The sequence below is a fragment of the Candidatus Pelagibacter sp. HIMB1587 genome (genome assembly GCF_052047775.1).
Lineage (GTDB): Bacteria > Pseudomonadota > Alphaproteobacteria > Pelagibacterales > Pelagibacteraceae > Pelagibacter.
The window spans coordinates 531,684-556,323 of the sequence record NZ_JBNAJJ010000002.1 but is presented as its reverse complement, the minus strand read 5'-3'; the positions used below and the strand labels follow the sequence as shown (position 1 = coordinate 556,323).

Here is a 24,640-nt window from a genome sequence, read left to right as displayed (position 1 = left end):
ATTATATTTTTCTTTTTGTTAAGTTTAAAATTATACCTGTCAATATTGAGGTACTTACAATTGAAGAGCCACCATAACTCAAAAAAGGTAATGTCATTCCAGTTGTTGGAAATAATCTTATATTAACTCCAATATGAATTGTGGCCTGCATAAGAATTAAACTTACTGCTCCAATTAGAATGAGTTTATTTTGCTCCTCAGTTTCAAAATTTATTTTTTTAAAAACCATATAAATTAGTACTAAAAACAAAATTAAAATTAAAATTATGGCAATCACACCAAACTCTTCAGAAATTACTGAAATAATATAATCAGTATGCGCTTCTGGTACTCTATTTTTAAGTGTTCCTTCTCCAATTCCTTTTCCAAAAAAACCTCCACTTGTTATTGACTCTATTGCTTTATCTGATTGAAAATTATGAGTACCTGTTTCTTTATCAAAAAATGAAAAAATTCTTGCTTTAATATAATTAAATTTTGGTATGTAAATAATCAAATAAGACAACAAAATTAATCCAATAGATGAGATTGTGAGCAAAAAATATAAATTAATACCTGAGCAAAATATCAAAACAGCCCATGAAAAAATTACTAATAATGTTTGACCAATGTCTGGCTGAATTATTAGTAGTAAAGAAACTAAAATCATTAAAATTGTTGATGCTAAATATTTGAATAAAATATTGGTTTCATTTTTACATAAAATAATTGCAAGAATTACAATCAAGAAAGGTTTCACTATTTCTATGGGTTGGAATCTCGGTAAAAAAAATAATTCAATCCATCTCCGTGATCCCTTAACTTCTATGCCAATTATAGGCACTAAAAACAAAGAGAGTAATGAAATAAAAAAGAGAATTATTGAAAATTTATACAATTTTTCTTTATTTAAAGATGAAAAAATAAAAATAAGAATTACTCCAATAATTACATAAATTAAATGTTTAAAAAAAAAGAAATAATTGTTGGTATCTAATTTGTCTGAAGCTATGAGTGATGTTGATACTAAAGAGAAAAAAAGTCCAATAGTGAATAGAATGCTAACTAAAAACAATATAGGTTTGTCAATATTTTTCCACCACTGGTAATAAAATTTATAAATTATGCTATTACTTTGCATACACTAATTTTTTTACTATTTTGTTGAAGTAATCTCCTCTATCTTCAAAATTTTTAAAACTATCAAATGATGCACCGGCAGGACTAAAAAAAATTATATTTTTTTTAATTTCTTGATCTTTTATCTCTAAGAAAATTGCGCGTAGAGTTTCATTTAAAGTTTTATATTTTTTAACCTTTAATTTACCTCTCAAAACTTTATGAAACTTATTTCGATATGAACCAAAAATATACGCTTTGATATTTTTACATTTTATTTTAGATAATTTGAACTTGTCGTTTTTTTTTGGTATTCCTCCCAAAATCCAATAAACATCATTCAAATTATTTAATATATTTTCGGAAGAAGCAAAGCTTGTTGATTTGGAGTCATTTATTATTGTTAAATTTTTTTTATCAAAAATAATTTGTTGTCTATAATTAAGACCTTTGAAATTATTAATTGTTTGGATTAATCTTTTCTTAGAAAGTTTCAACTTACGTGCAATTTCAAAAATAAATGAGAGGTTTTCTCTATTACCGTCGGAAGCAAAGTATTTATTGCTAATCTTATTAATTATGTTTTTCAAATTTGAGGTATCAACTTTATAAATTTTTGACTTAAATTTATTTTTTTTAATTTTTTTTGAAATTAATGGATCATTTTTTTTAACGTAGGCAAAATTTCCCTTAACTTGAGACTCAATTAATTTAAATTTTGCATTAACGTAATTTTTTAGGTTCTTATGTCTTTCAATGTGATCTGCTGAAATATTTAGAATTAAGCTAAATTTTGATCTAAAAATCTTTGAATAATCTAACTGATACGACGAGGCTTCAATCACAAAAATCGTTTTTTTTGTTATTTTTTTCTCTGCAAGCGCTGGATTTCCTATGTTCCCAATCAATCGAGCATCTTTTTTTTGATCAACCAAAGCATCATGTAGTATTTTTGCTGTGGTTGATTTTCCGTTAGTACCTGTGATTGTTATGCTCAAATTATCATAAAAAGAGTACAAAACATCAAGATCTGTATAAATTTTTTGTAAATTTTTTTTCAAGAACGTAGATAATTTACATTTTGAAATATCTATTCCTGGACTAATAATAATTACATCAAAACTTATTTCTGAAATTTTACTTAAACTAACTAATTTTTTATTTATTTTTGAATTGTCATCGAAAAGATAAACATCTGCTTTTTTTTTTAAATATTTATATGAAGATATTCCACTTTTGCCTAATCCATATATTAATATTTTTTTTTTTAAAAAAATATTTTTTTTATTTTTCATTATCTTAATTTCAACGTAGCAAGTCCTATCATTGCTAAAATTATTGAGATAATCCAAAATCTAATAACTACAGTGGACTCGGGCCAACCTTTTTTCTCAAAATGATGGTGTATGGGTGCCATTTTGAAAATTCTTTTTCCTGTAAGTTTAAATGAAATTACCTGAACCATTACAGAGACTGCTTCTAAAACAAAAAGACCTCCAGTTATTGCTAAAACAATCTCATGTTTTGTTATAATACCAACTGCTCCTAAAGAACCACCCAAAGATAATGAGCCTGTGTCTCCCATAAAAATTTTAGCTGGTGGAGCATTAAACCATAAAAACCCTAAGCAAGCTCCAATAATTGCTCCACAGAAAATTGCAACTTCTCCTGTTCCTTCAATATAAGGAATTTGTAAATAATTTGAAAAAACAACATTTCCAGTTACATAGCTTATGAATGCAAAACAAGCCGCAACCAATATTACTGGTACTGTTGCTAAACCATCTAGACCATCTGTAAGATTTACAGCATTAGAGGAACCTATTATTACAAATACAGCAAAAGGTATAAAAAACCATCCAAGGTTAATTATTAAATTTTTAAAAAAAGGAAAATATAAATTATTTAAATCCTGATAATCGTTCAAATAGACAAACAAACTTACTCCTAATAACGCTAATATAATCTGTGCGATTATTTTAAACTTTGATGAAATACCAAAGGAATTACTTTGCTTAATTTTTTTATAATCATCATATGCACCTAGTAATCCAAATGAAATAGCAATGTATAAACAAAATAAAATATTATTATTTGATAAATCTGCCCATAAAATAACTGAAATTATTAGGCCAAATAAAATAATAATTCCACCCATTGTTGGAGTTCCAATTTTTTTAACTATGTGATCTTCAGGTCCATCATCTCTAATTGGATTAAAAATTTTTTGATTTGAAAAAAATTTTATAAAAGGACCTCCAATAAACAAAACTATTACTAATGACGTAAAAAAGGATAAACCAGTTCTGAAAGTTAAATATTTGAAGACGTTTAAAAAGCCGAAATTATCAACAAAATTTAGTAAAAATTGGTATAGCATTTAATTTAAACCTTTTATTTCATTAACTATCTTATTGAAACCTGTCGCAAGTGAGGCTTTAATCATTAAATAATCATTGTTTTTAATATCATTTCTAATCAAATCATCTATTTGAGAATTCTTAATTAATATTTTACCTTTTTTACTATTTGATACTTTTTTATATATCAAAGAAGCTAGTTTTCCTTTAACAAAAACTTTATCAATTTTAGTTTGATTTATTAATGGAGCAATAGACTCATGAAGTTTTTTAGAATAACTACCAAGCTCCAACATATCTCCAAGCAATAAATATTTTTTAGACTTGTTTGATTTTATTTTATCAAAATTTTTAATAGCAGAACTTAATGATAGTGGATTTGAGTTATAACTTTGATCAATTAGATTTATTTTTTTATTATTTATTTTTATTATTGAATGGTCCCCTCTTCCATTAGGAATTTTAAAATTCAAAAAAATATTTTTATTTAAATTAAATATATTTAAACTCTCACTAATAACGGCTAATGCAGATAAAATATTATAAATATTATTTTGATAGTCGTTAGAGATAATAAAATATTTAATCTTATTCATAAATCTAATTTTAATTTTAAAATTTTTTCCAAACGGTTTAATATCCATTAACTTAATATCTGCTCTATTACTTTTAATGCCAAATGAAATTAATTTTAGATTTCTCTTTTGAGAAATTTTTTTATGAAGTTTAAAAAATTTATCATCTGCATTTAAGATGACAGAACCATTTGATTTGATATTATTTATAATCTCTGATTTTGCTAATGCAATCTGTTTTATATTTTTAAAATTTTTTGCATGGGCATAATTTATATTTGTAATAACTCCAACATTTGGTTCAATAATTTTTGTTAGATAATCAATCTCACCCTTTTTATCCATTCCTACTTCTAAAACTCCATATTGATCATTTTCTTTAATACTAAGAAGACTTAAAGGAACTCCATATTTATTGTTATAAGACTTTGGTGATATACTTGTATTTGAAATCTTTCCTAACACACTTCCCAATAATTCTTTTAATGTAGTCTTCCCACAACTACCTGTGATAGCTATAATGTTGGTAATTATATTTTTTCTGTATACTTTTGAAACATTTGTTAAAAATTTTAAGGTATTTTTAACTTTTATCTGCCGTTTATCATCTAGATTATTTTGAATTTTATTTACAATTGCTAATGATGCTTTTTTCTTAAATGACTGTGAAACAAAATTATTTCCATCATTTACTTTTCCTTTAATAGCAAAAAAAACATCGTTTTTTCGTACTTCATTAGAATTAATACTCACATTATTTATAGAAATAGACTTTGATAATTTTTGAGTGTTAGAAAGTTCTTTAATTATATTTATTTTTAATTGATCGGATAAATTTTTGTTTTTTTTATTAATTTCTTTTAGAATTTTTATTCTATCAGAAAATTTGATTTTTTTTTTACCAATTTCCTGTGTGTTTTCGTGCCCTTTTCCTGCAACTAATAAAATATCTCCGCTTTTTAAATTTTTAATAGCCTTAGATATTGCTATTGCTCTATTAGAAATTTCTATAATTTTCTTAGCATTGATGCCCTTTTTAATATCTTTTCTTATATTTGCTGGATTTTCGGAGCGAGGGTTATCATCAGTTAGATAGATATTATCTGCATAAATACTTGCTATTTTACCCATTTTCATTCTTTTGTTTTGGTCTCTATTCCCCCCACAACCAAATAAAAGGTTTAACTTTTTACCAGGAAATTGCTCCTTAATATTTAAAAGACAAACTTTTAAAGCATCAGGCGTATGTGCATAATCAAGAATAACAATTGAATTATTTTTAATTTTTCCAATTTTTTCAAATCTACCTTCAACTGGTTTTAATTTTGGTAAGACATTTAAAATATTTTCAAAATTTAAATTACTTTTTTGTGCTGCCATTGCAGCCATCAAAATATTCTTTATTTGAATTTTACCTATTAAATTTAATTTAATTTGCTTAATTAAATTTTTATGTTTAAATTTGATTAGTTGATTTTCATTATCATATCTATGAGATAATATTTCAAAATTATTTTTCTTTTCATTTATTGCTGATAATTTTAATTTTTTCCTTAAAGAGATTTTCTTGATTGTTTTATATTGAGGTATATTTTTATCTGTAATTATATTCCCTTTTTTTTCTATTAAATTCTCAAATAAATAAAGTTTTGCTTTTAAATAATTTTTTAAATTTTTATGATAATCAAGATGATCTTGAGACAAATTTGTAAAAATTCCAGATTTAAAATTTAATCCATCTAATCTATTTTGTTTTAATCCATGACTAGAAGCTTCCATGATAACATGTTCAACTTTTTCTTTTTTTAATTTTTGTAAGATTTGGCCTAATTTAATTGGATCAGTTGTTGTATTAAATAAATTTAAATTAATATTCTTTGATTTAACTCCTAGTGTGCCAATTGAAGCAACTTTTTTTTTATTTAATTTCATTATTTGAAGATAAAATTCAGAAACCGAAGATTTTCCATTAGTTCCTGTAACGGCTACTAAATTTTTTGGGATTTCGTTGTAAATTTTAAATGCGACTTCTGCTAATAATTTTCTTATATTTTTTGTTCTTATAAACAAAATTCCATTACAAAAATTTTTTATTTTTTGTTCTGTTACAATTATTTTAGAACCTTTTTCTATAGCTTTAGAAATAAATTTATTTCCATCTATACTGTTCCCCTGAATTGCAAAGAAAATATTATTTTTTTTTAACGATCTAGTATTAAAAGAGATACCTGAAAAAAATAATTTTTTATAATTTTTGTGGATACCATCAAAATAATTTCCAAGTAACATTATTAGTCAACCTGTATATATTTTGTGGCTAAAATAGGCCCAATTTTGTCAATTACTTTTCCTGCTACCTCTACTGATGTCCACCCAGCTGTATTATAAAGTGTTCCCTTCCATCCACCTTTTCTATGCCTATACTTATAATAGTAATCTTTTGATTTTTTTGGTGTATCTAACATCACAACAAATACAAATTGTGGATTTGATGTTGGAAATACTGAACTAAAAGTATTTATTTTTGCCTCTGAATATTTTCCTCCTTCTGGTTGGTCGGCTGTGCCTGTTTTACCTCCAATTTCATAATTTTGAACATCTGCAAATCTAGCGGTACCCTCCTTTGTATTAACAATTTTTCTTAAAGCATTAACAACTTGTTCTGAAATTCCTTTATTAATTATTCTTCTGTTGTTATTTTTTTTATTATTTTCCTTAAAAACCAATGTTGGTTTTACTTCATAGCCACCATTAGCCAAAATAGCATATCCTTTCGCTAGTTGAAGAATGGTTGTTGCTACTCCATGACCGAAAGAGGCTGTTGCCAATCTACATTTTCCAAAATCATAGTCAATTTGAGGTGCCACTTCTTCAATGTCAAAATTAATCTGTTTCAATACTCCAATATCCTCTAAAAAAGATTTAAATTTTTCTGGACCAACTTTTTGTGCAATTCGTACAGATCCTATGTTTCCAGATCTAACTAAAATTTGCTCAGCAGTTAAATCTGAAGGTATTTCATTATCATATTCTCCAATTCTATATCTGTCACACTTAATTGATTTTGGTAAATCTAAAAATTCTGTATCTGGTTCAATTAATTTTTCATTTAAAGCACTTGCAAAAGTAAAAACCTTAAAAACTGAACCAAGTTCATATGTTCCTTTTGTTACTCTATTAATATAATTTACATCTGATATATTTTTTCTCTCATTTGGATTAAAATCAGGTAACGAAACTAAAGAGAGTATATTGCCATTATTAACATCCATTAAAATTGCTGCACTTCCTTTGCTTTTAAAAATTTCCTGATATTTTAATAATTCTTTTCTAATTAAGAATTGAATGTCTTTATCAACAGTTAATTTAATTGGGTCTCTAGATAATCTGAGATTTTCATTTAACGATTTTTCCAATCCAGAAATACCATTATTGTCATTATCTATTTGTCCTAAAATATGACTAAAAAGATTTTTCTGTGGATACATTCTAAGCACCTTTTCTTCTGGAATAAGAGATTTATCTCCTAACTTCATAATTTGCTCATATTTTTCCTCTGAAATTTTTTTCTCTAAATAAAAAAACTTTTTGTTTTCTATTTTTTTTTCAATTTCATTAAAATCTTTATCTGGGAAAATAATTTTTAGACTTAACAGTAATTTTTCTTTACTAATTATGTCTGAAGTTTTAAGACCAACATCAACAGACTTAACCGTTTTTGCTAAATAATTTCCATTAATATCTAAAATATCTGCTCTATGAAGATCACTACTAAAAGGAAGTGTGTTGCTTGTATTTTCAATTTTTGCCTCACGAGATCCTAAATGAATTAAATGTATTGTGTATATTGAAAAAATAACAAAAAAGACAAAAAAAATAAAAGCAACTCGATTAAATTGGATATTTAATCCAGTATTACTTTTTTTATAAACAAAATCATTTTTGTGATCTTCAATTGTTAATCTTTCTTTAAAATTGCTCATTTTTCCTTAGTTATTTTATAATCCTCTAATTTATTTAGATTTTCTGAAATATTATAAATTTTAATATCTTCTATTTTTTTTTGAACTAATTGATCCTCAAAATATAAGGATTGATATTCTAATAATTTTTCAGCAGAACTTAGATAATCATATTCCAACTGAATATTTTCTAAATCTGATTTTAAAAGTCTTACACTTTCTTTATAAGCAAATATTTTATCTTCAATTTTTTTTGTGGTATTTTTGATGATTGCTGTTGTTAAAACTAAAATTATAATTGTTAATGCTAGTAATAATTTTTTCAAAGTTTATCTCCAAACTTTTCAATCTCTAAAAAATTTTTAAATTTTTCCTCTATATCTGTATCAAAGTTAAAAAAATCACTTTTCTTAATTGCATATCTTAGTTTTGCAGATCTCGAAGGAGGATTTTCTTTTATCTCAAGATCAGATGGAACAATTGGTTTTTTTTGACTTAAATTAAAAAGAGTTTCTTTTTGTTCTGTTTGGGGTGCGTATCTTGAAATACTTTTATTTTGAGAAAGACTTTTTAAAAAATATTTTACAATTTTATCTTCTAAAGAGTGAAACGTAACGACGGCTAAAACACCTCCCTTTTTTAGTACTTTTGTAGCATTTATCAGTCCATAAATTAATTCGCTTATTTCTTTGTTTACAAAAATTCTAAGAGCTTGAAAAACTTTAGTTGAATTATGAACTTTAAAATTCTTTCTTATTTTTGATTTATCAACAATTTTAATTAAACCCTGTGTATCAATTTTCTTATTTAATCTTTCTTTTACAATAATTTTAGAAATATATTTCGCATCTTTTTCATCTCCAAAGTATTTAAAAATTTTCTCCAACTCTTTTGCATTAAGTTTATTTATAGCATCAGCAGCTGAATAGTTATTTAAACCCAATTGCATATTTAAATCTGTCATTGAGTTGAAGGATAATCCTTTTTTTGGATCTTTCATTTGTGTTAATGAATATCCAAGATCAAAAATAACACCTTTGATATTTTCTTTCTTAATTTTTAAATTAGTTAATTGACTGAATTTTAAATTTTTGAAAACAAATCTATCTTCAAAATCAATTAAAATTGAATTTGCAATTTTTTGACTTTCAATATCCCTATCAAGTCCTATTACCTTTGTATTTTCAAACTCTAGTATTTTTTTTGAATATCCACCTTGACCAAATGTACAGTCTATAAATGTGCCACCATGTTGAGGGGTAATAACGCTAATAATTTCTTTTAGCAGTACAGGATAATGTTTTTGAACATCCGGTACTATGGTGGCTTCCATTTATTTCTTTGAAGACCATTAATTTTTTTGTCTTCTTAGGAAAGCAGGAATTTCAAGATCGTCTTCATCTTCATGATCTTCAGAATTCAACAAATCTGAAGGTGAAGAGTTTTCACTTTCTGAACTAAATAAATCTGGTGAGTCTGAATCTACGCCAAACTCCTTTAGATCGTTTAATGGTTCTTCTTGAACCTTTTCATCATTATTTTTTTCTTCAAATGTTTCTACTACTTCTTGAGTAAATGATTTTTCCATTTCATTTACAGTGCTGTCTTCGACAATGTTTTCTGTTATTACAGTGTTTTCTGAAGCGAAATTTTCGTTCATCATATTGTTTTCAACGCTTACTTGTTCTTGTTCTTGGGCCATCTCATTCTCAACCTTGAGTGCGTTAGCACCATGAGTAATTGGGCTTGATGTGTTTGAAAAATTAAATGCTGGAGACCCCATATTTGAAAAATCAGAGTAACCTGGATTACGATTTTGTATTCTATGCACCATATTTACCACTGATTTAGATTCAGGTTGTTGTCCATCTAATGAAGTTGCAACAATTGAAACTCTCATTTTTCCGTCTAAGTCAGCATCAGTTATTGCTCCTATGATTAACTCAGCCTCTGGATCAACTTCTGCTCTTACTTTATTAACTGCTTCGTCAACTTCAAAAAGTTTTAAGTCTTTACCACCAGTAATATTTACTAGTAACCCTTTAGCACCCTTTAAAGTATAATCGTCAATTAATGGGTTACTAATCGCCATCTCTGCAGCTTTAAGTGCTCTACCTTCACCTTCAGCTTCTCCAGTTCCCATCATTGCTTTGCCCATTGAAGCCATTACTGTTTCAACATCTGCAAAATCTAAATTAATTAATCCAGGTCTTACCATTAAATCTGTAATACTCTGAACTCCATGCATCAAAACATTATTTGAAAGATTAAAAGACTCTTCAAAAGTTGTTTGTTCATTTGCAATTTTAAATAGGTTTTGGTTTGGAATTACAATAATAGTATCCACATGTTTTCTTAATTCTTCCAATCCTTGTTGTGCTCTCCGCATTCTAGAGGGGCCTTCATATAAAAATGGAAGGGTCACAACACCTACAGTTAATATATTTAATTCTTTAGCAGCTCTAGCGATGACATGAGCAGCACCAGTGCCCGTTCCACCACCCATACCAGCTGCAATGAAAACCATATTTGCACCTTGAAGTGTATTTACAATTTCATTTAAAGATTCATCGGCGGCCGCTTGTCCTATATCTAATTTTGCACCTGCACCTAAACCTTTAGTTAAATTTAAACCAATTTGAATTCTAGTTTTTGCTTTGCTTAACTTTAAATCTTGAGCATCTGTATTTACAGCAATAAACTCTACTCCTTGAAGTTTGTTATCAATCATTTCATTTATTGCGTTTCCTCCAGCCCCACCTACTCCTAAAACTAAAAGTCGTGGCTGAAGTTCTTTTATCTCTGGTGCTTTAAAGTTAATTGTCATCTTATTTCCCCTCGTTATTGTTAAAGTGTTTTTCCCATTTAAGACTTGCTCGATTTAAATTTGCTTTTTTTCTTGCTGATGTCTTAAATTTTTCAAATGCTGTTGGTTCCCAAATTTGAAAGGTTTGCCCTTGACCAACAAACAACATGCTATTTTTTATTTTTGCATGTTTTAATAATTTTGATGAAAGAGAAATTCTTCCTTCACTATCAAACTGTAAATTAGTACTTTCGGCTAATATTGATGTTGCAAAATAATCTCTTTTTTCCTCAAAAGGATTTAAAGAGTCTATCGCAGAAGAAATTTTTTCTATTCTGTCTTGAGAGCATGCCTCTATCGAGGAATTATTGAAAGATGGATAACAAATTACTCCATTATAACCTAAATTCGACAAATGAGATCTGAAGCTAGCAGGCACAGATACTCTCCCTTTTTTGTCCAACCTGTTCTCGTAAGTAGATAAAAACATATATTTTTAATTTTATAAATTCCATAAATGGGAATATTTGGGAATATATGGGTATTTAAAATGATAGTCAAATATTGTTTCGGTGCTCAATTAAAGTCATTTTTTCAGGAAAAATTTAAAATAATGGTTTGAAATTGGCGAGCCCTATCATTTATTTGTTTGCTGAGATAATAAAGATGCTTATTAAAGCCCAATTTACATTTATGCTTCTAGCTATAAAGATAATTCTATTGATATTTTGTTTTTTCGTTTTTTAAACTGTGAAGTACCAGATAAACTATAAGCCGGGTTCTGTCATTTAAACCTATCATTTGTCTAGGCTTAAGATCACTCTTAAGCTCAAGCAACTAACCCTGATGACTAGCCAAGGACGGCTTTTAGTCTTGCAACAATGTCATCTCTACTTAGTCTTGCTCCCAGTGGGGTTTTCCAGCGTTCATTGTTACCAATAGAACCGGTGTGCTCTTACCACACCTTTTCACCCTTGCCATGTTATGGCGGTATATTTTCTGTGGCACTATCCCTAGGGTCTCCCCCGCCAGGCATTACCTGGCACTGTGTCCTTGTAGAGCCCGGACTTTCCTCTTTAAAATAAATCAAAGCGATAAGTCGTTTATCTGGCAGGGTGAACTTATTATTAAACTTAAAAATTACAAGACAAATTAATTAAGCTTTTTTATTAGGTTTTCGCTTATTAATAAACATTCTTTATCAATTTTACCATTTACTAGTTCTTGCCTGAATCTTCTCTGAAATGCAAATGTGATAATTTTATTATATTTATTTTTGTTTATTTTTAACCTTCTGGGATAACCAATTTTAAAAAGATTATTTGTAAATTTTAATTTCAATTTAGTTGAAATTTTTAATCCTCTTTCTTTTTTTATTTTATTTGGATTTAAATCATGCCAAGTTCCAATTTTATTTTTTGATAAAAATGCCCATGGAAATTTCTCACCAGGGTCAAGCTTTCTACTTGGTGCTATATCTGAATGACCTAATATTGATTTTGAATTAATTTTAAACTTTTTAACTAAATACTTTGTGAGCTTTATTAATGAGGAAATTTGTTTTTTTGAAAATTCTTTATATTTAAATTCATGACCAGGATTAGTTATTTCAATACCTATAGAGTTTTTGTTTAAAGATTTAAATTTTTTCCAACTAGAAATTCCGGCGTGCCAAGCTTGAAAAGTTTCAGGTACCATTTTTATAATATCTCCATTATTTTTAATTAAATAATGACAGCTAACTTTAGAGTTTTGATCTAATAATTTGTCTATTGCTTTTTTTTCGGATTTCATTCCAGTGTAGTGAAAAACTATGAATTTTATTTCACTTATTTTTCTTCTTTTAGGATCAAAATTTGGAGAATAATTTAGTAATATTTTCATACTCAATTTGGGTACAAATTTAGGCTATTTATTAACAATTTATCGTCACTTTTGAAATTTAATTCTACTTTAATATTAAATTTTATATAATATAAATTCGAATGTTAAAAAAACTGACCATCATACTATTTTCTCTATTCTTAATTACATTTAATGCTAATGCTGGTTCTGATGGCGAGATAGCTTTAAATAACAATAAATCTGAAACTCAAGATACTAAAGATTGTTTTGAAAAACTAAACAGAGCAACATTTTCTTTTAATCAAGGTCTTGATAAAGCAGTAATTAAACCAATAGCAAAAGGATATAGAAAATTGCCAGATAAAGTTCAAAAAGGAACTTCTAATGCAGTAAGAAATTTATCTACTCTAGTTACTATCCCTAATAATGTATTGCAAGGAGACGTTAAGACTGCAATTATAAATACAGCTCGATTAGCAGTTAATACAACTGTTGGATTATTGGGAACCATAGATGTAGCAAACAAAATGGGTTTTCCTAAATATGAAAAAGAGGATTATGGTCAAACTCTTGGTAAATGGGGCTTCGGCCCAGGTTGTTATTTAGTGCTTCCAGTTCTAGGTCCCTCTACTATTAGAGACACGACAGGATCTTTTGCAAATATAATGGGTGGAGATCCTTGGTACAATGCCTCAGTACATGGAAACAATGAGTTTTTAAGTGAGGGTGCTTATATTGCATCAAAAGCGATCACTGGTATTGAGTTTAGAGCAAATAATATTGAATCTTTTGAAAACCTTGAGGAAAATTCTATAGATTTTTATGCATCAGTAAGAAGTTTATATTTACAAGATAGAGAAAATAAAATTAAAAATGTACAACAAGGAAACGTAGAAGTCATATACGAAGATGATGATGACTGGGAAGAAATTGAAACAAAAAAATAACTAATCTAAAAATATGAAGAAAATAATTATCTTATTATTGTTATTAAACTTTAATTTTACAAACTCTTTCTCTATGGAGGCAGATGTCTTTGTGCAGTCGACAGTAAATAGAGCTGCTGAAACTCTTGGTGGTGGTCTTACAAAAGAAGAAAGAATGGATGAATTAAAAAAAATTGCATTAGATACTGTTGATATAAGAGGTATAGGTTTTTATTCATTAGGGTCACACAGAAAAAACGCATCTGATGATCAAAAAATTGAGTATGAAAAAGCATTTAGAGAATATTTTTTACAAAGTTTTTCAAGTAGATTGGCTGAATATTCTAATCCAATAATAAATGTTGATTCAAAAAATAAAATTAATGAAAACTATACAATAGTTTCAAGTACACTCGCTGCTACAGATAAAAGACCTGCTGTTAAAATAGATTGGAGAGTATACACTAAAAACAAAGATCAACCTTTAATTAGAGATCTAATTATTGAAGGTTTGAGTTTAGCTAGAACTCAAAAAGAAGAATTTAACTCTATTATCCTGAGTGCTGATGGTGATATCAATGCATTAATTTTAAAATTAAAAGAGTTTTCAAATAATTAATTAGTTTGAAAATTACAACTAAAACAACACTACTAATTTCAGCGTTAACTACTTTGGCTTTTTTAATTTATGCTTTGTACAAAAGTATAATTTTATATTTTGTTAATGAAGCATTAGAAGATACTTTTGTGGGTGGTAGCACCTCTAATATTTCAATTGTTTTGTGGTTTATAATTTCAGGAATTTTAATGCTTATAACTTCCATGTTTCTTTTTTTTTTAAAAATAAAAGATTTAAAAAGTCAAAAAATTATTGTTACAGGTTTAATATTCTTTTGGTTTATAGTCTCTTTTTTTTCAATATTCGTCACTTTTTCAAATTTGTTGATTACATTACTTACATCTTCAATTGGAATTATTTCATTTTTAGCTTCAAAAAATCTTAAAAAAGAAATTATTGCTGAATTAAATAAAAAAGGCTTAACTGAAAAAGAAATATATCTTTTGCAAAAACTTGCTGGAATATCAAAAAAATAAATTTGGTGGGCCCGCCAGGACTCGAACCTGGGACCAATACATTATGAGTGTACTGCTCTAACCAACTGAGCTACAGGCCCAAAACATTAGTTAGTTATATCATTTTTATCAAGTTATCAATTAAAGATAAATCAATAATGGTGGGCCGTGTTGGTTACGCTCCAACTACCCCTGCAATGTCAATGCAGTACTCTACTATTGAGCTAACGGCCCAATCTAACTTTCTAAGAAACTTTTTAGTTGTTTAGATCTACTTGGGTGCTTTAATTTTCTAAGAGCCTTGGCCTCGATCTGCCTAATTCTTTCTCTTGTTACAGAAAACTGCAAACCTACTTCTTCTAAAGTATGATCAGTATTCATACCAACACCAAATCTCATTCTAAGAACTCTTTCCTCTCTTGGAGTTAAAGTAGATAAAATTTTTGTAGTTGCTTCTCCGAGATTAGATTTTATAGCTTGCTCTAATGGAGCTAAAGCTTTTGTATCTTCGATAAAGTCTCCTAAACTACTATCTTCTTCGTCGCCAACAGGTTTTTCAAGAGAAACTGGTTCTTTAGAAATTTTTAATACTTTTCTAACTTTATCTAATGGCATTCTTAATTTTTGTGCTAACTCTTCTGGAGTTGCTTCTCTACCAAACTCACTAAGTATCAATCTTTGAGTTCTGACAATTTTGTTTATAGTTTCAATCATATGAACAGGTATACGGATTGTTCGTGCTTGGTCTGCAATTGATCTGGTAATTGCTTGTCTTATCCACCATGTAGCATAAGTAGAAAATTTATATCCTCTTCTATACTCAAACTTATCAACCGCTTTCATTAATCCAATATTACCCTCTTGAATTAAATCTAAAAATTGCAATCCTCTATTTGTGTATTTTTTAGCTATTGAAATTACCAATCTAAGATTAGCTTCAACCATCTCTTTTTTTGCTATTCTGGATTCTTTTTCTCCTTTTTGAATTCTACTCACTAATTTTTTAAAATCAGTAACTGAAATTCCTAGTTTGTGACTTATTTCAATAAGTCTTTGTCTGATATTTTTAAATTCTTCTTTATTTTTTACAAAAAATTGCTTCCAAACTAAATTAGTATCTAAAAATTTTTTAAGATTTGGGTTTATTTCATTACCGACATAAAATTTAATAAATTCATTTCTTGGTATTTTTTGATCCATTGCAAGTCTTAAAAGATTTCCCTCTAAAGAAATAATTTTTTTATTCTCAACATAATGTTTTTGAACAAGTTCTTCTAAAACAGATGGGGAAAGCTGAAGTGATTTAATATTTTCTAATATATCATTTACAATCTTTTCATAACCTTTTTCCTTTGCGGGTGTAAAGTTTTGAGAATTTAAAACATAATTTAACTTTTCTTTCTGATACTTAATTAATTTTGTATATTCTTTAGTTAATGTATTTACTGTTTTTAATACCTTAGGTTTAATTTCTGTCTCCATTGCAGCAAGAGTAGGATTAAAATCGTCATCTTCATCTGAAGACCCATCTTCTTTATCTGTTTCACCAGCATTTTTTTGTTTAGCGCTTGGTCCAGTAGACTCATCTTCCATATAATTTGTATCGATATCTATAATTTCTCGAACTAATATTTCATCTTTTTGAAGTTTTTCATTCCACTCAAAAAATTGTTGTGCTGTTATTGGACTTTGTGATAATGCAATTAACATTACATCTTTTCCAGCCTCTATTCTTTTTGCAATTGCAATTTCACCTTCTCTTGAAAGTAACTCAACACCTCCCATTTCACGCAAATACATTCTGATAGGGTCGTCACTTTTCTCAATTGTTTTGCCTTCTTCCTTATTTGAATTTTCTTTTTTTCTCAGTACTTTAAAATCTGATTTTTTTTCAACTAATGAAATATTTTCATCTAAGATATGAATAAAAGCTTGAGCAAGATTTTCGTCTGATAAATTTCTTTTACCTAATGATTTGCTAAGTTCTTCATATGTTATAAATCCTCTATGGGTTCCTCGACCCATTAATCTAGCAAATGATTTTGTAATAATTCTTTCCACAGCGATAAAGTTGAAAGTCTTATATAATGTCAAATCTGTAAAAATCCATTACAAATTTGTCCAGATTAATTGAGATTCTGCTTTTTTTTGAGCTCTTTTAGCTCATTAAATGTGCTCTCGCTCATATCGACTGAAAACTTCGATTCTAACTCTTGGATTCTAAACTCTAGATCATAATTCATTAAATCTCGAGTTATATCCTCAAGCAATTCAATGATTTTCTGCTCATCTTCAGTATTATTTTTTAAAATATATTTAATTGGGGCAAATTTATTTATTTTTTCAATTATCTGACTATCCAAATTTAAGTCCTGAACAGTTATTTGATTTTCAGATTTTAAAATTTCAATTATTTGATGAAAGATTTTTTTATTAAATTCAGTAAATAATTTAATATTTTCAATTAAATGAATATTTGATTGCATTAAATTTAAATTATTAATTATCAAATAAATTAAGGAAAATTCTTTAAGCTCAACTCCAGATAAAGATTGGCTTTCGTTATAATACTTCTTTGTGGCATCTAAAGATTTGGTTGGTTTTTTATAAGATTTTTTATTTTTTTGATTTGAATGAGGCGTTAATTCTACAATTTTCTCTAAAAAATATTCTAATACATATTTTTTGATATAATTGTCCTTAATAGTGTTTGCTACCTCTCTTAATCTTTTTTCAAAAATAGCCATGGAAGAAGGGTTATTTTCAGTTTGTTTTTTATAGTGACTAAAAATAAATTGATGAATTGATAACTTAGATTGTTTTGTAAATTCTATGAAGTTAGCTTTACCATTTTTATTCACATAACTGTCTGGGTCTTCTTTATTTGGTAAAAATAAGAAAGAAATTTGTTTTTCTGGTTTTAATTCTTTAATTGAATTTTCTGCAGCTCTTAATGCTGCTTTATAACCACTTTCATCACCATCAAAGCAAATAATGATATCATCAAAAAATTGATTAAGTATCAAAATCTGTTTATCAGTAAGTGAAGTACCAAGATTTGCAACAGCATTATCAATTCCGTTTTTACTTAAACCAACAACATCCATATAACCTTCTACTAAATAAATATGATCTACTTTGTTTGATAATTTTCTTGCTAAATCTAGATTATATAAGTTTGATCCTTTTTTAAAAAATAAAGTTTCTGGCGAATTAATATATTTTGCAAGATAATCTAGGTTTTCTATAATTCTTCCACCTAGAGCAATTGGCTGGCCAGTTATGTTATTAATTGGAAAAATTAATCTTCCTCTAAATCTTTCAACATAAATTTTCTTTTTTTCATCTAAATAAAACAATCCAGTTTCAACTAAGGTTTGTCCGCTATATTTATTCTTTAATTGTTCAAAAATATTTGGATTTTTTTCAACATATCCCATTTTAAATTTTTTTACGTCTTCTTTACTTAAAGATCGATTTTTTAAATATTCTCTAGCATTTGAATATTGTTCGTTTTTAATCAACTCATTATGATAGAAATTAACATATTCACTATAAATTGACTTATATTCATTCCATTTTTTTTCTCGTTCTTCATCTTTTTTTGAAAACAAATATGGCTGCATACCTGCTAATTGAGCCAAATGTTTCACAGCTTCTCCGAACTTTAAATTTTGAGTTTTCATTACAAAATCAAAAATATTTCCATGTTCTGAGGTAGCAAAACAATGATAAAATCCTTTTTCATCATTAACTGTAAATGAAGGTGTTTTTTCGTTTTTAAATGGAGATAAACCTACAAATTCTTTTCCTCTTTTTTTTAATGAGACTGTTTTTGAAACAACTGTTGATACTTTCAACCTTGTCTTAATTTCATCTAAATACTCTTTGGGGTATTTCATTAAGTATTCAATAATTCCTTAATTATTGATCCAGCTTTAGAAAAATCAATTTCATCAGAATGGGATTTCTTTAACTCACCCATTATTTTACCCATATCTTTAATGGAACTAGCACCTAATTTAGAGATTAATTCTGCACATAATTTTTTGGTGTCTTCCTCGCTCATTTGTTTAGGCAGAAAACTGGTTAAAATATCATATTCATTTTGTTCAACTTCCAAAAGATCAGTTCTGTTATTTTTTTTATAGATTTCAATAGATTCGGCTCTTTGTTTAACCATTTTTTTAAGAAGCTTTTTAATATCCTCATCATCTGTATCTTTTTTGTTGGGTCCAGAACGATTTGCAATGTCTAAATCTTTTATAGAAGATAAAATTAACCTGTAGGTTGATATTTTATTTTTATCTTTTGATTTTAGAGCATTTTTATATTCGTTTTCGATAGTGTTCTTTAATGACATAATTTTTTTAATGTACTTCAAAGAAAAAATTCTTCAAAAGAAAAATTGTTTTTTTACAATTTTATAATACATCTCTGTTGCGATAATAAAGCAATTATTGTATTAACCTTTAACTCATGAGTTGTAATTGATCAAAAATTCAAAAAAAATTAACTCAAAAAATAATCATCAAATTAATACAGGCGTTTTAGTTCTTGAAAACAAGAAAGTTTTTAGAGGAATTGGTATTGGCTACGAGGGAGAGGCAACTGGAGAAGTATGTTTCAACACTTCTTTAACTGGTTACCAAGAAATAATCTCAGATCCATCTTATGCAGGTCAAATTATTAATTTTACCTTTCCACATATTGGAAACGTTGGAACTAATAAAGAAGATATAGAGTCTGACAAGATATGGGCTAAGGGAGTGATTTTTAATTCAGAAATAACTGATCCATCAAACTATAGAGCTTTCTTACATCTAAATTCGTGGCTAAAGAAAAATAAAATTGTTGGCCTCACTGGTCTTGATACGAGAAGTTTAACAAATTTTATTAGAGATAAAGGAGCACCAAGAGGAACAATTGCTTTCTCAAAAAAACAAAAATTTAATATAAGCAAACTAACAAATACTACTTTGAAATGGAGTGGATTAAAAAACCTTGATCTTGCTAAAGAAGTATCAACTCCAAAAAATTATATTTGGAAAGGTTTTAAAACTTGGAAAAAGAAAGATGGATTTGTAAAAAATAGAAAAAATCAATTTCATGTTGTTGCAATAGATTATGGAATCAAAAAAAATATTTTAAGATATTTTTCTGATTTTAATTGCAAAGTGACAGTAGTACACTGCAAAACATCTGCTGAAAAAATTTTAAGTCTTAAACCAAATGGAATATTTTTATCAAACGGTCCTGGAGATCCAGCTGCTACTGGAAAGTATGCGATAAATATAATTAAAAACCTTATTAAAAAAAACATTCCAATATTTGGCATTTGCTTGGGTCACCAGATTCTCGCTTTAGCACTTGGTGGTAAAACAAAAAAAATGAAGTTAGGTCATAGAGGTGCAAATCATCCTGTAAAAAATTTAATTCATGACAATGTAGAGATCACTAGTCAAAACCATGGCTTTGAAGTTGTTAAAGAAACTTTACCAAAAAATATTGAGGTCACTCATAAATCATTATTTGATAATAGTATTGAGGGTATTAAGTTAAAAAATAAATCTATATTCTCAGTTCAATATCACCCCGAGTCTAACCCTGGGCCACAAGATAGTGTCTATTTATTTAAAGAATTTATTAACAATATGAAAAAAAATGCCAAAAAGAAAAGATCTTAAAAAAATATTAGTAATAGGTGCTGGTCCAATTATTATTGGCCAAGCTTGTGAGTTTGATTATTCAGGAACACAAGCTTGTAAAGCTTTAAAAGATGAAGGTTATAAAGTTGTTTTAATAAATTCTAACCCCGCAACTATCATGACAGATCCAGATGTTGCAGATAAAACTTATATAGAACCAATTACATTAGAAGTTCTAGAGAAAATTCTTATAAAAGAAAAACCAGATGCAATTCTTCCAACAATGGGAGGCCAAACTGCTCTTAATCTTGCAATGGAAGCAGAGAAAAAAGGGATATTAAAAAAATACAAAATAGAGCTTATTGGTGCAAACTCTAAAGCAATTTCTAATGCTGAAGATCGAAAGAAATTTAGAAAAAATATGATTGATATTGGTTTAGATTTACCAAAATCTGAAATTATTAATAATATCAATCAAGCCTCTAAAGTTCTAAATAAAATTGGTTTACCTGCAATCATAAGACCTGCATTTACTCTAGGTGGTCTAGGTGGTGGAATAGTAAAGAATAAAAAAGAATATCTCAAAATCATAAAAAATGGATTACACGAGTCACCAGTTAGCCAGGTTCTTGTAGAAGAGTGTTTAGAGGGTTGGAAAGAATTTGAGATGGAAGTTGTAAGAGATAAAAAAGACAACTGTATCATCATTTGCTCAATAGAAAATATTGATCCGATGGGAATTCACACAGGAGATTCTGTAACTGTTGCTCCAGCTTTAACTCTTACTGATAAAGAATATCAAGTTATGAGAAATGCCTCTATTGCATGTTTAAGAAAAATTGGGGTTGAGACAGGCGGGTCTAATGTTCAATTTGCGATAAATCCCAAAGATGGACGAATGGTTGTTATTGAAATGAATCCTAGAGTGTCTAGATCATCAGCACTTGCATCCAAAGCAACCGGGTTTCCAATTGCAAAAGTGGCAGCCAAGCTCGCAGTTGGTTATACTTTAGATGAACTTAAAAATGAGATTACAAAAGTAACACCTGCATCTTTTGAACCAAGCATTGATTACGTGGTAACAAAAATACCAAGGTTTACTTTCGAAAAATTTTCTACTTCTCCTGCAACTTTAGGTACTTCAATGAAATCTGTTGGCGAAGCAATGGCTATTGGGAGAAACTTCAAGGAGTCTGTGCAAAAAGCTTTGATATCTTTAGAAACTGGTTTTTCTGGTTTGGACCAAATATTTAATCTAAATAAAAAACAAATAGAAAAAAAACTGAAAGAGCATATTCCAAATAAAATGCTTCTTGTTGCCGAGGCTTTTAGAAAAAAAATCAGTTTAAAAAGAATATACAGTTTATGTAAAATTGATCCTTGGTTCTTAGGACAAATTAAAGAGATTGTTGATAACGAGTTAGTTATTAAAAAAAAAGGTCTTCCAAAAGATTATAATGAATTTAATAGAATTAAATCTATTGGTTTTTCAGACAAAAAATTAGCTGAACTTACTAATTCATCAGAAGATATAATAAGAAGAAAAAGAACAGCTGTAAAAGTGCTACCTGTATACAAAAAAGTTGATACGTGCGCTGCAGAATTTAAATCTTTTACGCCTTACATGTATTCAACTTATCAAAGAAATTTCTCAATAAATTCCGAGTGTGAAGCGGATCCATCAAATAGAAAGAAAATAATAATTTTAGGTGGTGGACCTAATAGAATAGGCCAAGGGATTGAGTTTGATTATTGCTGTTGTCAGGCAAGTTTTTCATTAAAAGATGCAGGTTTTGAAACCATCATGGTTAATTGTAACCCTGAAACTGTATCTACTGATTATGATACGAGTGATCGGTTATATTTTGAACCTTTGAAAGAAGAATATGTATTTAACATTATTAAAAAAGAGCAAGAAAAAGGAAATCTAATAGGAGTTATTGCTCAGTTTGGAGGACAAACTCCAATTAAGCTTGCTAAATTTTTAAATGATAACAAGCTCCCAATTTTAGGAACACAATATAACTCAATAGATTTAGCAGAAGATAGAGATCAATTTAGAAATTTATTAATTAAATTAAATTTAAAACAAGCTGATAGTGGAATTGCAAAAACATTTAAAGAAGCAATCAAAATATCTGAAAAAATTGGTTTACCACTAGTGGTTAGGCCCTCATATGTTCTAGGTGGACGAGCAATGGAAATTGTTCATGAAAAAAGTCAATTGAAAAACTTTGTTGAGGAAGCATTTAAAGCTGCAGAAGAAAATCCAATTTTAATAGATAAATTTCTAGATCATGCAATGGAAGTTGATGTGGATGCTATTTCTGATGGAAAAGATGTTTATGTAGCAGGGATTATGCAACATATTGAAGAAGCAGGAATTCATTCTGGGGACTCAGCATGTAGTTTGCCGCCAGTATCTATTAAACCATATCTGATAAAAGAAATTGAAAATCAAACAAAAAAACTAGCTCTAGCTTTAAAAGTAAAAGGTTTTATGAATATTCAATATGCAATCAAGAAAGATGAAATTTATATTATTGAAGTAAATCCTCGTGCTAGTCGGACTGTTCCTTTTGTCTCAAAAGCAAAAGGGATACCACTTGCAAAGATTGCATCAAGAATAATGGCAGGTGAAAAGCTTTCTAAATTTAATCTTAAAGATAAATCAAAAGGAATGTATGCTGTTAAAGAGGCTGTATTTCCTTTTAATAAGTTTCCAAATAGTGATTTACTTCTAGGCCCCGAAATGAAGTCTACAGGTGAAGTAATGGGATTTGATAAAGATTTTGGAATGGCTTTTGCCAAAAGTCAAATTGCTGCGGCCAATTCCCTTCCAAAAGAAGGTCTTGCATTTATATCCTTAAAAGACTCTCATAAAGATGAGGGTATCGATTTAGCAAGACAGCTAATTAAGCTTAACTTCAAACTATGCGCAACAAAAGGTACTGCTGAATATATACAAAAACATCAAATGAAATGTAAAATTATAAACAAAGTAAGCAGCGGTAGTCCTCATATTGTAGATGTTTTAGACTCAAATAAAATTGCACTTGTAATTAATACTGGTGGTGGAAATAGTGAGCATAGATTAAATGATGCTATTGCGCTTCGAAGAGCAACTCTTAAAAATAAAGTTCCTTATTGTACAAACATGTCTACTGCTATAGCATGTTTACAGGCAATTAGATCTTTGAAAACAAAAAAAATAGAAGTTCAGGCTATACAATAAATATCTATAAAAAAATTATATATTAAGCGTAGATAATAATATAAATTTTATTATTAAAAAAACCCAATTTGGGTAAAAAGTCACATCATGCATTTACAAAATTACAAAATAATTGAAGATTTAGTCACTTCAATATACACAAAAGATATATCCAACTTTGGTGAGAGATCTTATTACCCTCAAATATTAAAATTAGTAAGCAGAATTAATTTAAAAAATTTCACTAATGAAAATTTAGTTTGTGAAAATGAGGTTTTTTGTTCTACTTCAAATGGTGCAAGTATTAATTTAATTTCAAGAAATCTTGGTCTTCCAAGGGAAACCGTTAGAAGAAAAGTTTCAGAATTAATTAAACTTAATTGGTTAATAAGAAATGATTCAAAAATTTATGTTTCTAAAGAATGTAGAAAAAAAAATTTAGAAAATAATGAGATTATTCTCAAAGAATTAATTGAGCTTACTACAAAAATTTAAATTGTGAACAATATTCAACATATAATTTTAAAAAATAAAAAAATAAATGATGTCGTGGTACCTAAAGCTTATTTGGAGAATAATGAATATAACGCTAAGTTAAGTTATGAAGAAATGATAAATAAAATTAATGGGAAAGAAAAGAAAAAAAAGAAACTAATCTATTTTGTATCTACCGTTTCTGCGATCGCTTTAATTGCTGCTAGCTACTCTTAACCTTAATTATTTAAATTAAATTCAATATTTACTGTCAGCAACAAGATTTAAGTTTAATGATTTTGTTGACTACGTGTATACTCTGATTATATTCAAATCATGAGTTATCCAGAAAAAACCGAAAATGATGTACTGATAATAACAGTCAGTGGTGAAATAGATCTAGAAAATTCTGGAAATTTAAGACAACAAGTACACGGAGCTCTTGATGACAATAAAGCTGTGTCTGTAGATATGAGTGCAGTAAATTATATTGATAGTTCAGGAATTGCAGTACTGATTGAAAGCAAACAAAGAGCTGGAGAAGGAAGTAAAGAGTTTAAAATAGTTAAACCAAGTGAAGCTGTTTTGTCTGTTTTAAAATTAGCAAAATTAATAAGTTTTTTTGAAATTGTAGAATAAATTTTAAATTATCTAATTT

21 protein-coding genes, 2 tRNA genes and 1 other RNA gene are annotated in these 24,640 nt (G+C 27.9%); 8 read left to right on the top strand and 16 right to left on the bottom strand.

The features are described from left to right. Nucleotide 1: 1 nt before the first annotated feature. From ACTTBE_RS07345 to ACTTBE_RS07295, 11 genes are all read right to left on the bottom strand, one after another. A complete protein-coding gene (locus ACTTBE_RS07345; protein WP_440677775.1) occupies nucleotides 2-1,120 on the bottom strand; it encodes an FtsW/RodA/SpoVE family cell cycle protein in 1,119 nt (372 codons plus the stop codon). Further along, nucleotides 1,110-2,393: a UDP-N-acetylmuramoyl-L-alanine--D-glutamate ligase gene (murD, locus tag ACTTBE_RS07340; protein WP_440677774.1), complete on the bottom strand. Its 1,284-nt coding sequence runs from the start codon at nucleotides 2,391-2,393 to the stop codon at nucleotides 1,110-1,112. Before murD ends, ACTTBE_RS07345 begins: the two co-directional genes overlap by 11 nt. Next, the gene (gene mraY, locus ACTTBE_RS07335) at nucleotides 2,393-3,478 is read right to left on the bottom strand and encodes a phospho-N-acetylmuramoyl-pentapeptide-transferase (RefSeq protein ID WP_440677773.1); all 1,086 of its coding nucleotides are present in this window, start codon (nucleotides 3,476-3,478) and stop codon (nucleotides 2,393-2,395) included. The genes murD and mraY overlap by 1 nt, the downstream gene beginning before the upstream one ends. Next, nucleotides 3,479-6,322: a UDP-N-acetylmuramoyl-L-alanyl-D-glutamate--2,6-diaminopimelate ligase gene (locus ACTTBE_RS07330; RefSeq protein WP_440677772.1), complete on the bottom strand. Its 2,844-nt coding sequence runs from the start codon at nucleotides 6,320-6,322 to the stop codon at nucleotides 3,479-3,481. Between the two features lie 2 nt (nucleotides 6,323-6,324). Next, nucleotides 6,325-8,016, bottom strand: a complete 1,692-nt coding sequence (locus ACTTBE_RS07325; RefSeq protein WP_440677771.1) for a peptidoglycan D,D-transpeptidase FtsI family protein — start codon at nucleotides 8,014-8,016, stop codon at nucleotides 6,325-6,327. Then, on the bottom strand, nucleotides 8,013-8,321 hold the full coding sequence (locus ACTTBE_RS07320) for a cell division protein FtsL (RefSeq protein WP_440675993.1): 309 nt from the start codon (nucleotides 8,319-8,321) through the stop codon (nucleotides 8,013-8,015). The genes ACTTBE_RS07325 and ACTTBE_RS07320 overlap by 4 nt, the downstream gene beginning before the upstream one ends. Beyond that, nucleotides 8,318-9,328: a 16S rRNA (cytosine(1402)-N(4))-methyltransferase RsmH gene (gene rsmH, locus ACTTBE_RS07315; protein WP_440677770.1), complete on the bottom strand. Its 1,011-nt coding sequence runs from the start codon at nucleotides 9,326-9,328 to the stop codon at nucleotides 8,318-8,320. Before rsmH ends, ACTTBE_RS07320 begins: the two co-directional genes overlap by 4 nt. Before the next feature lie 18 nt (nucleotides 9,329-9,346). Next, the gene (gene ftsZ, locus ACTTBE_RS07310) at nucleotides 9,347-10,822 is read right to left on the bottom strand and encodes a cell division protein FtsZ (protein WP_440677769.1); all 1,476 of its coding nucleotides are present in this window, start codon (nucleotides 10,820-10,822) and stop codon (nucleotides 9,347-9,349) included. A 1-nt stretch (nucleotide 10,823) separates the two neighbouring features. Then, complete coding sequence (gene mraZ / locus ACTTBE_RS07305) at nucleotides 10,824-11,291, bottom strand: division/cell wall cluster transcriptional repressor MraZ (RefSeq protein ID WP_440677768.1); 468 nt, start codon at nucleotides 11,289-11,291, stop codon at nucleotides 10,824-10,826. A gap of 264 nt (nucleotides 11,292-11,555) precedes the next feature. Continuing rightward, nucleotides 11,556-11,912, bottom strand: an RNA gene (rnpB, locus tag ACTTBE_RS07300) — RNase P RNA component class A. A gap of 41 nt (nucleotides 11,913-11,953) precedes the next feature. Beyond that, complete coding sequence (locus ACTTBE_RS07295; protein WP_440677767.1) at nucleotides 11,954-12,685, bottom strand: N-acetylmuramoyl-L-alanine amidase; 732 nt, start codon at nucleotides 12,683-12,685, stop codon at nucleotides 11,954-11,956. Between the two features lie 101 nt (nucleotides 12,686-12,786). Between ACTTBE_RS07295 and ACTTBE_RS07290 the strand changes: the two genes are divergently transcribed. From ACTTBE_RS07290 to ACTTBE_RS07280, 3 genes are read left to right on the top strand one after another with little or no spacing between them, the layout of a single operon-like run. Then, the gene (locus ACTTBE_RS07290) at nucleotides 12,787-13,593 is read left to right on the top strand and encodes an MlaA family lipoprotein (RefSeq protein WP_440677766.1); all 807 of its coding nucleotides are present in this window, start codon (nucleotides 12,787-12,789) and stop codon (nucleotides 13,591-13,593) included. A 13-nt stretch (nucleotides 13,594-13,606) separates the two neighbouring features. After that, a complete protein-coding gene (locus ACTTBE_RS07285) occupies nucleotides 13,607-14,191 on the top strand; it encodes an MlaC/ttg2D family ABC transporter substrate-binding protein (protein ID WP_440677765.1) in 585 nt (194 codons plus the stop codon). A gap of 5 nt (nucleotides 14,192-14,196) precedes the next feature. Continuing rightward, nucleotides 14,197-14,667, top strand: a complete 471-nt coding sequence (locus tag ACTTBE_RS07280) for a hypothetical protein (RefSeq protein ID WP_440677764.1) — start codon at nucleotides 14,197-14,199, stop codon at nucleotides 14,665-14,667. A gap of 3 nt (nucleotides 14,668-14,670) precedes the next feature. On the opposite strand, the gene ACTTBE_RS07275 is transcribed toward ACTTBE_RS07280, so the two are convergent. From ACTTBE_RS07275 to ACTTBE_RS07255, 5 genes are all read right to left on the bottom strand, one after another. Beyond that, nucleotides 14,671-14,747: transfer RNA gene (locus ACTTBE_RS07275), tRNA-Ile, on the bottom strand. Between the two features lie 58 nt (nucleotides 14,748-14,805). Next, nucleotides 14,806-14,880: transfer RNA gene (locus ACTTBE_RS07270), tRNA-Val, on the bottom strand. A 3-nt stretch (nucleotides 14,881-14,883) separates the two neighbouring features. Then, nucleotides 14,884-16,707 carry an RNA polymerase sigma factor RpoD gene (gene rpoD, locus ACTTBE_RS07265; RefSeq protein ID WP_440677763.1) on the bottom strand — a complete coding sequence of 608 codons (1,824 nt, stop codon included), beginning with the start codon at nucleotides 16,705-16,707 and terminating at the stop codon, nucleotides 14,884-14,886. A gap of 65 nt (nucleotides 16,708-16,772) precedes the next feature. After that, complete coding sequence (gene dnaG / locus ACTTBE_RS07260) at nucleotides 16,773-18,548, bottom strand: DNA primase (RefSeq protein WP_440677762.1); 1,776 nt, start codon at nucleotides 18,546-18,548, stop codon at nucleotides 16,773-16,775. Beyond that, on the bottom strand, nucleotides 18,548-19,009 hold the full coding sequence (locus tag ACTTBE_RS07255) for a GatB/YqeY domain-containing protein (protein WP_440677761.1): 462 nt from the start codon (nucleotides 19,007-19,009) through the stop codon (nucleotides 18,548-18,550). Before ACTTBE_RS07255 ends, dnaG begins: the two co-directional genes overlap by 1 nt. A 127-nt stretch (nucleotides 19,010-19,136) precedes the next feature. Between ACTTBE_RS07255 and carA the strand changes: the two genes are divergently transcribed. The 5 genes from carA to ACTTBE_RS07230 all read left to right on the top strand — a co-directional run bounded on the left by carA (nucleotide 19,137) and on the right by ACTTBE_RS07230 (nucleotide 24,621). Further along, nucleotides 19,137-20,333 (top strand): glutamine-hydrolyzing carbamoyl-phosphate synthase small subunit, encoded by a 1,197-nt coding sequence (gene carA / locus ACTTBE_RS07250; protein ID WP_440677760.1) that lies wholly within the window; start codon nucleotides 19,137-19,139, stop codon nucleotides 20,331-20,333. After that, complete coding sequence (gene carB, locus ACTTBE_RS07245; protein ID WP_440677759.1) at nucleotides 20,311-23,529, top strand: carbamoyl-phosphate synthase large subunit; 3,219 nt, start codon at nucleotides 20,311-20,313, stop codon at nucleotides 23,527-23,529. The genes carA and carB overlap by 23 nt, the downstream gene beginning before the upstream one ends. A gap of 87 nt (nucleotides 23,530-23,616) precedes the next feature. Further along, on the top strand, nucleotides 23,617-24,003 hold the full coding sequence (locus ACTTBE_RS07240; RefSeq protein ID WP_440677758.1) for a hypothetical protein: 387 nt from the start codon (nucleotides 23,617-23,619) through the stop codon (nucleotides 24,001-24,003). A 3-nt stretch (nucleotides 24,004-24,006) separates the two neighbouring features. Beyond that, on the top strand, nucleotides 24,007-24,219 hold the full coding sequence (locus ACTTBE_RS07235) for a hypothetical protein (protein WP_440677757.1): 213 nt from the start codon (nucleotides 24,007-24,009) through the stop codon (nucleotides 24,217-24,219). Nucleotides 24,220-24,318: 99 nt separating this feature from the next. Beyond that, nucleotides 24,319-24,621: an STAS domain-containing protein gene (locus ACTTBE_RS07230; RefSeq protein ID WP_440677756.1), complete on the top strand. Its 303-nt coding sequence runs from the start codon at nucleotides 24,319-24,321 to the stop codon at nucleotides 24,619-24,621. Nucleotides 24,622-24,640 lie beyond the last annotated feature (19 nt).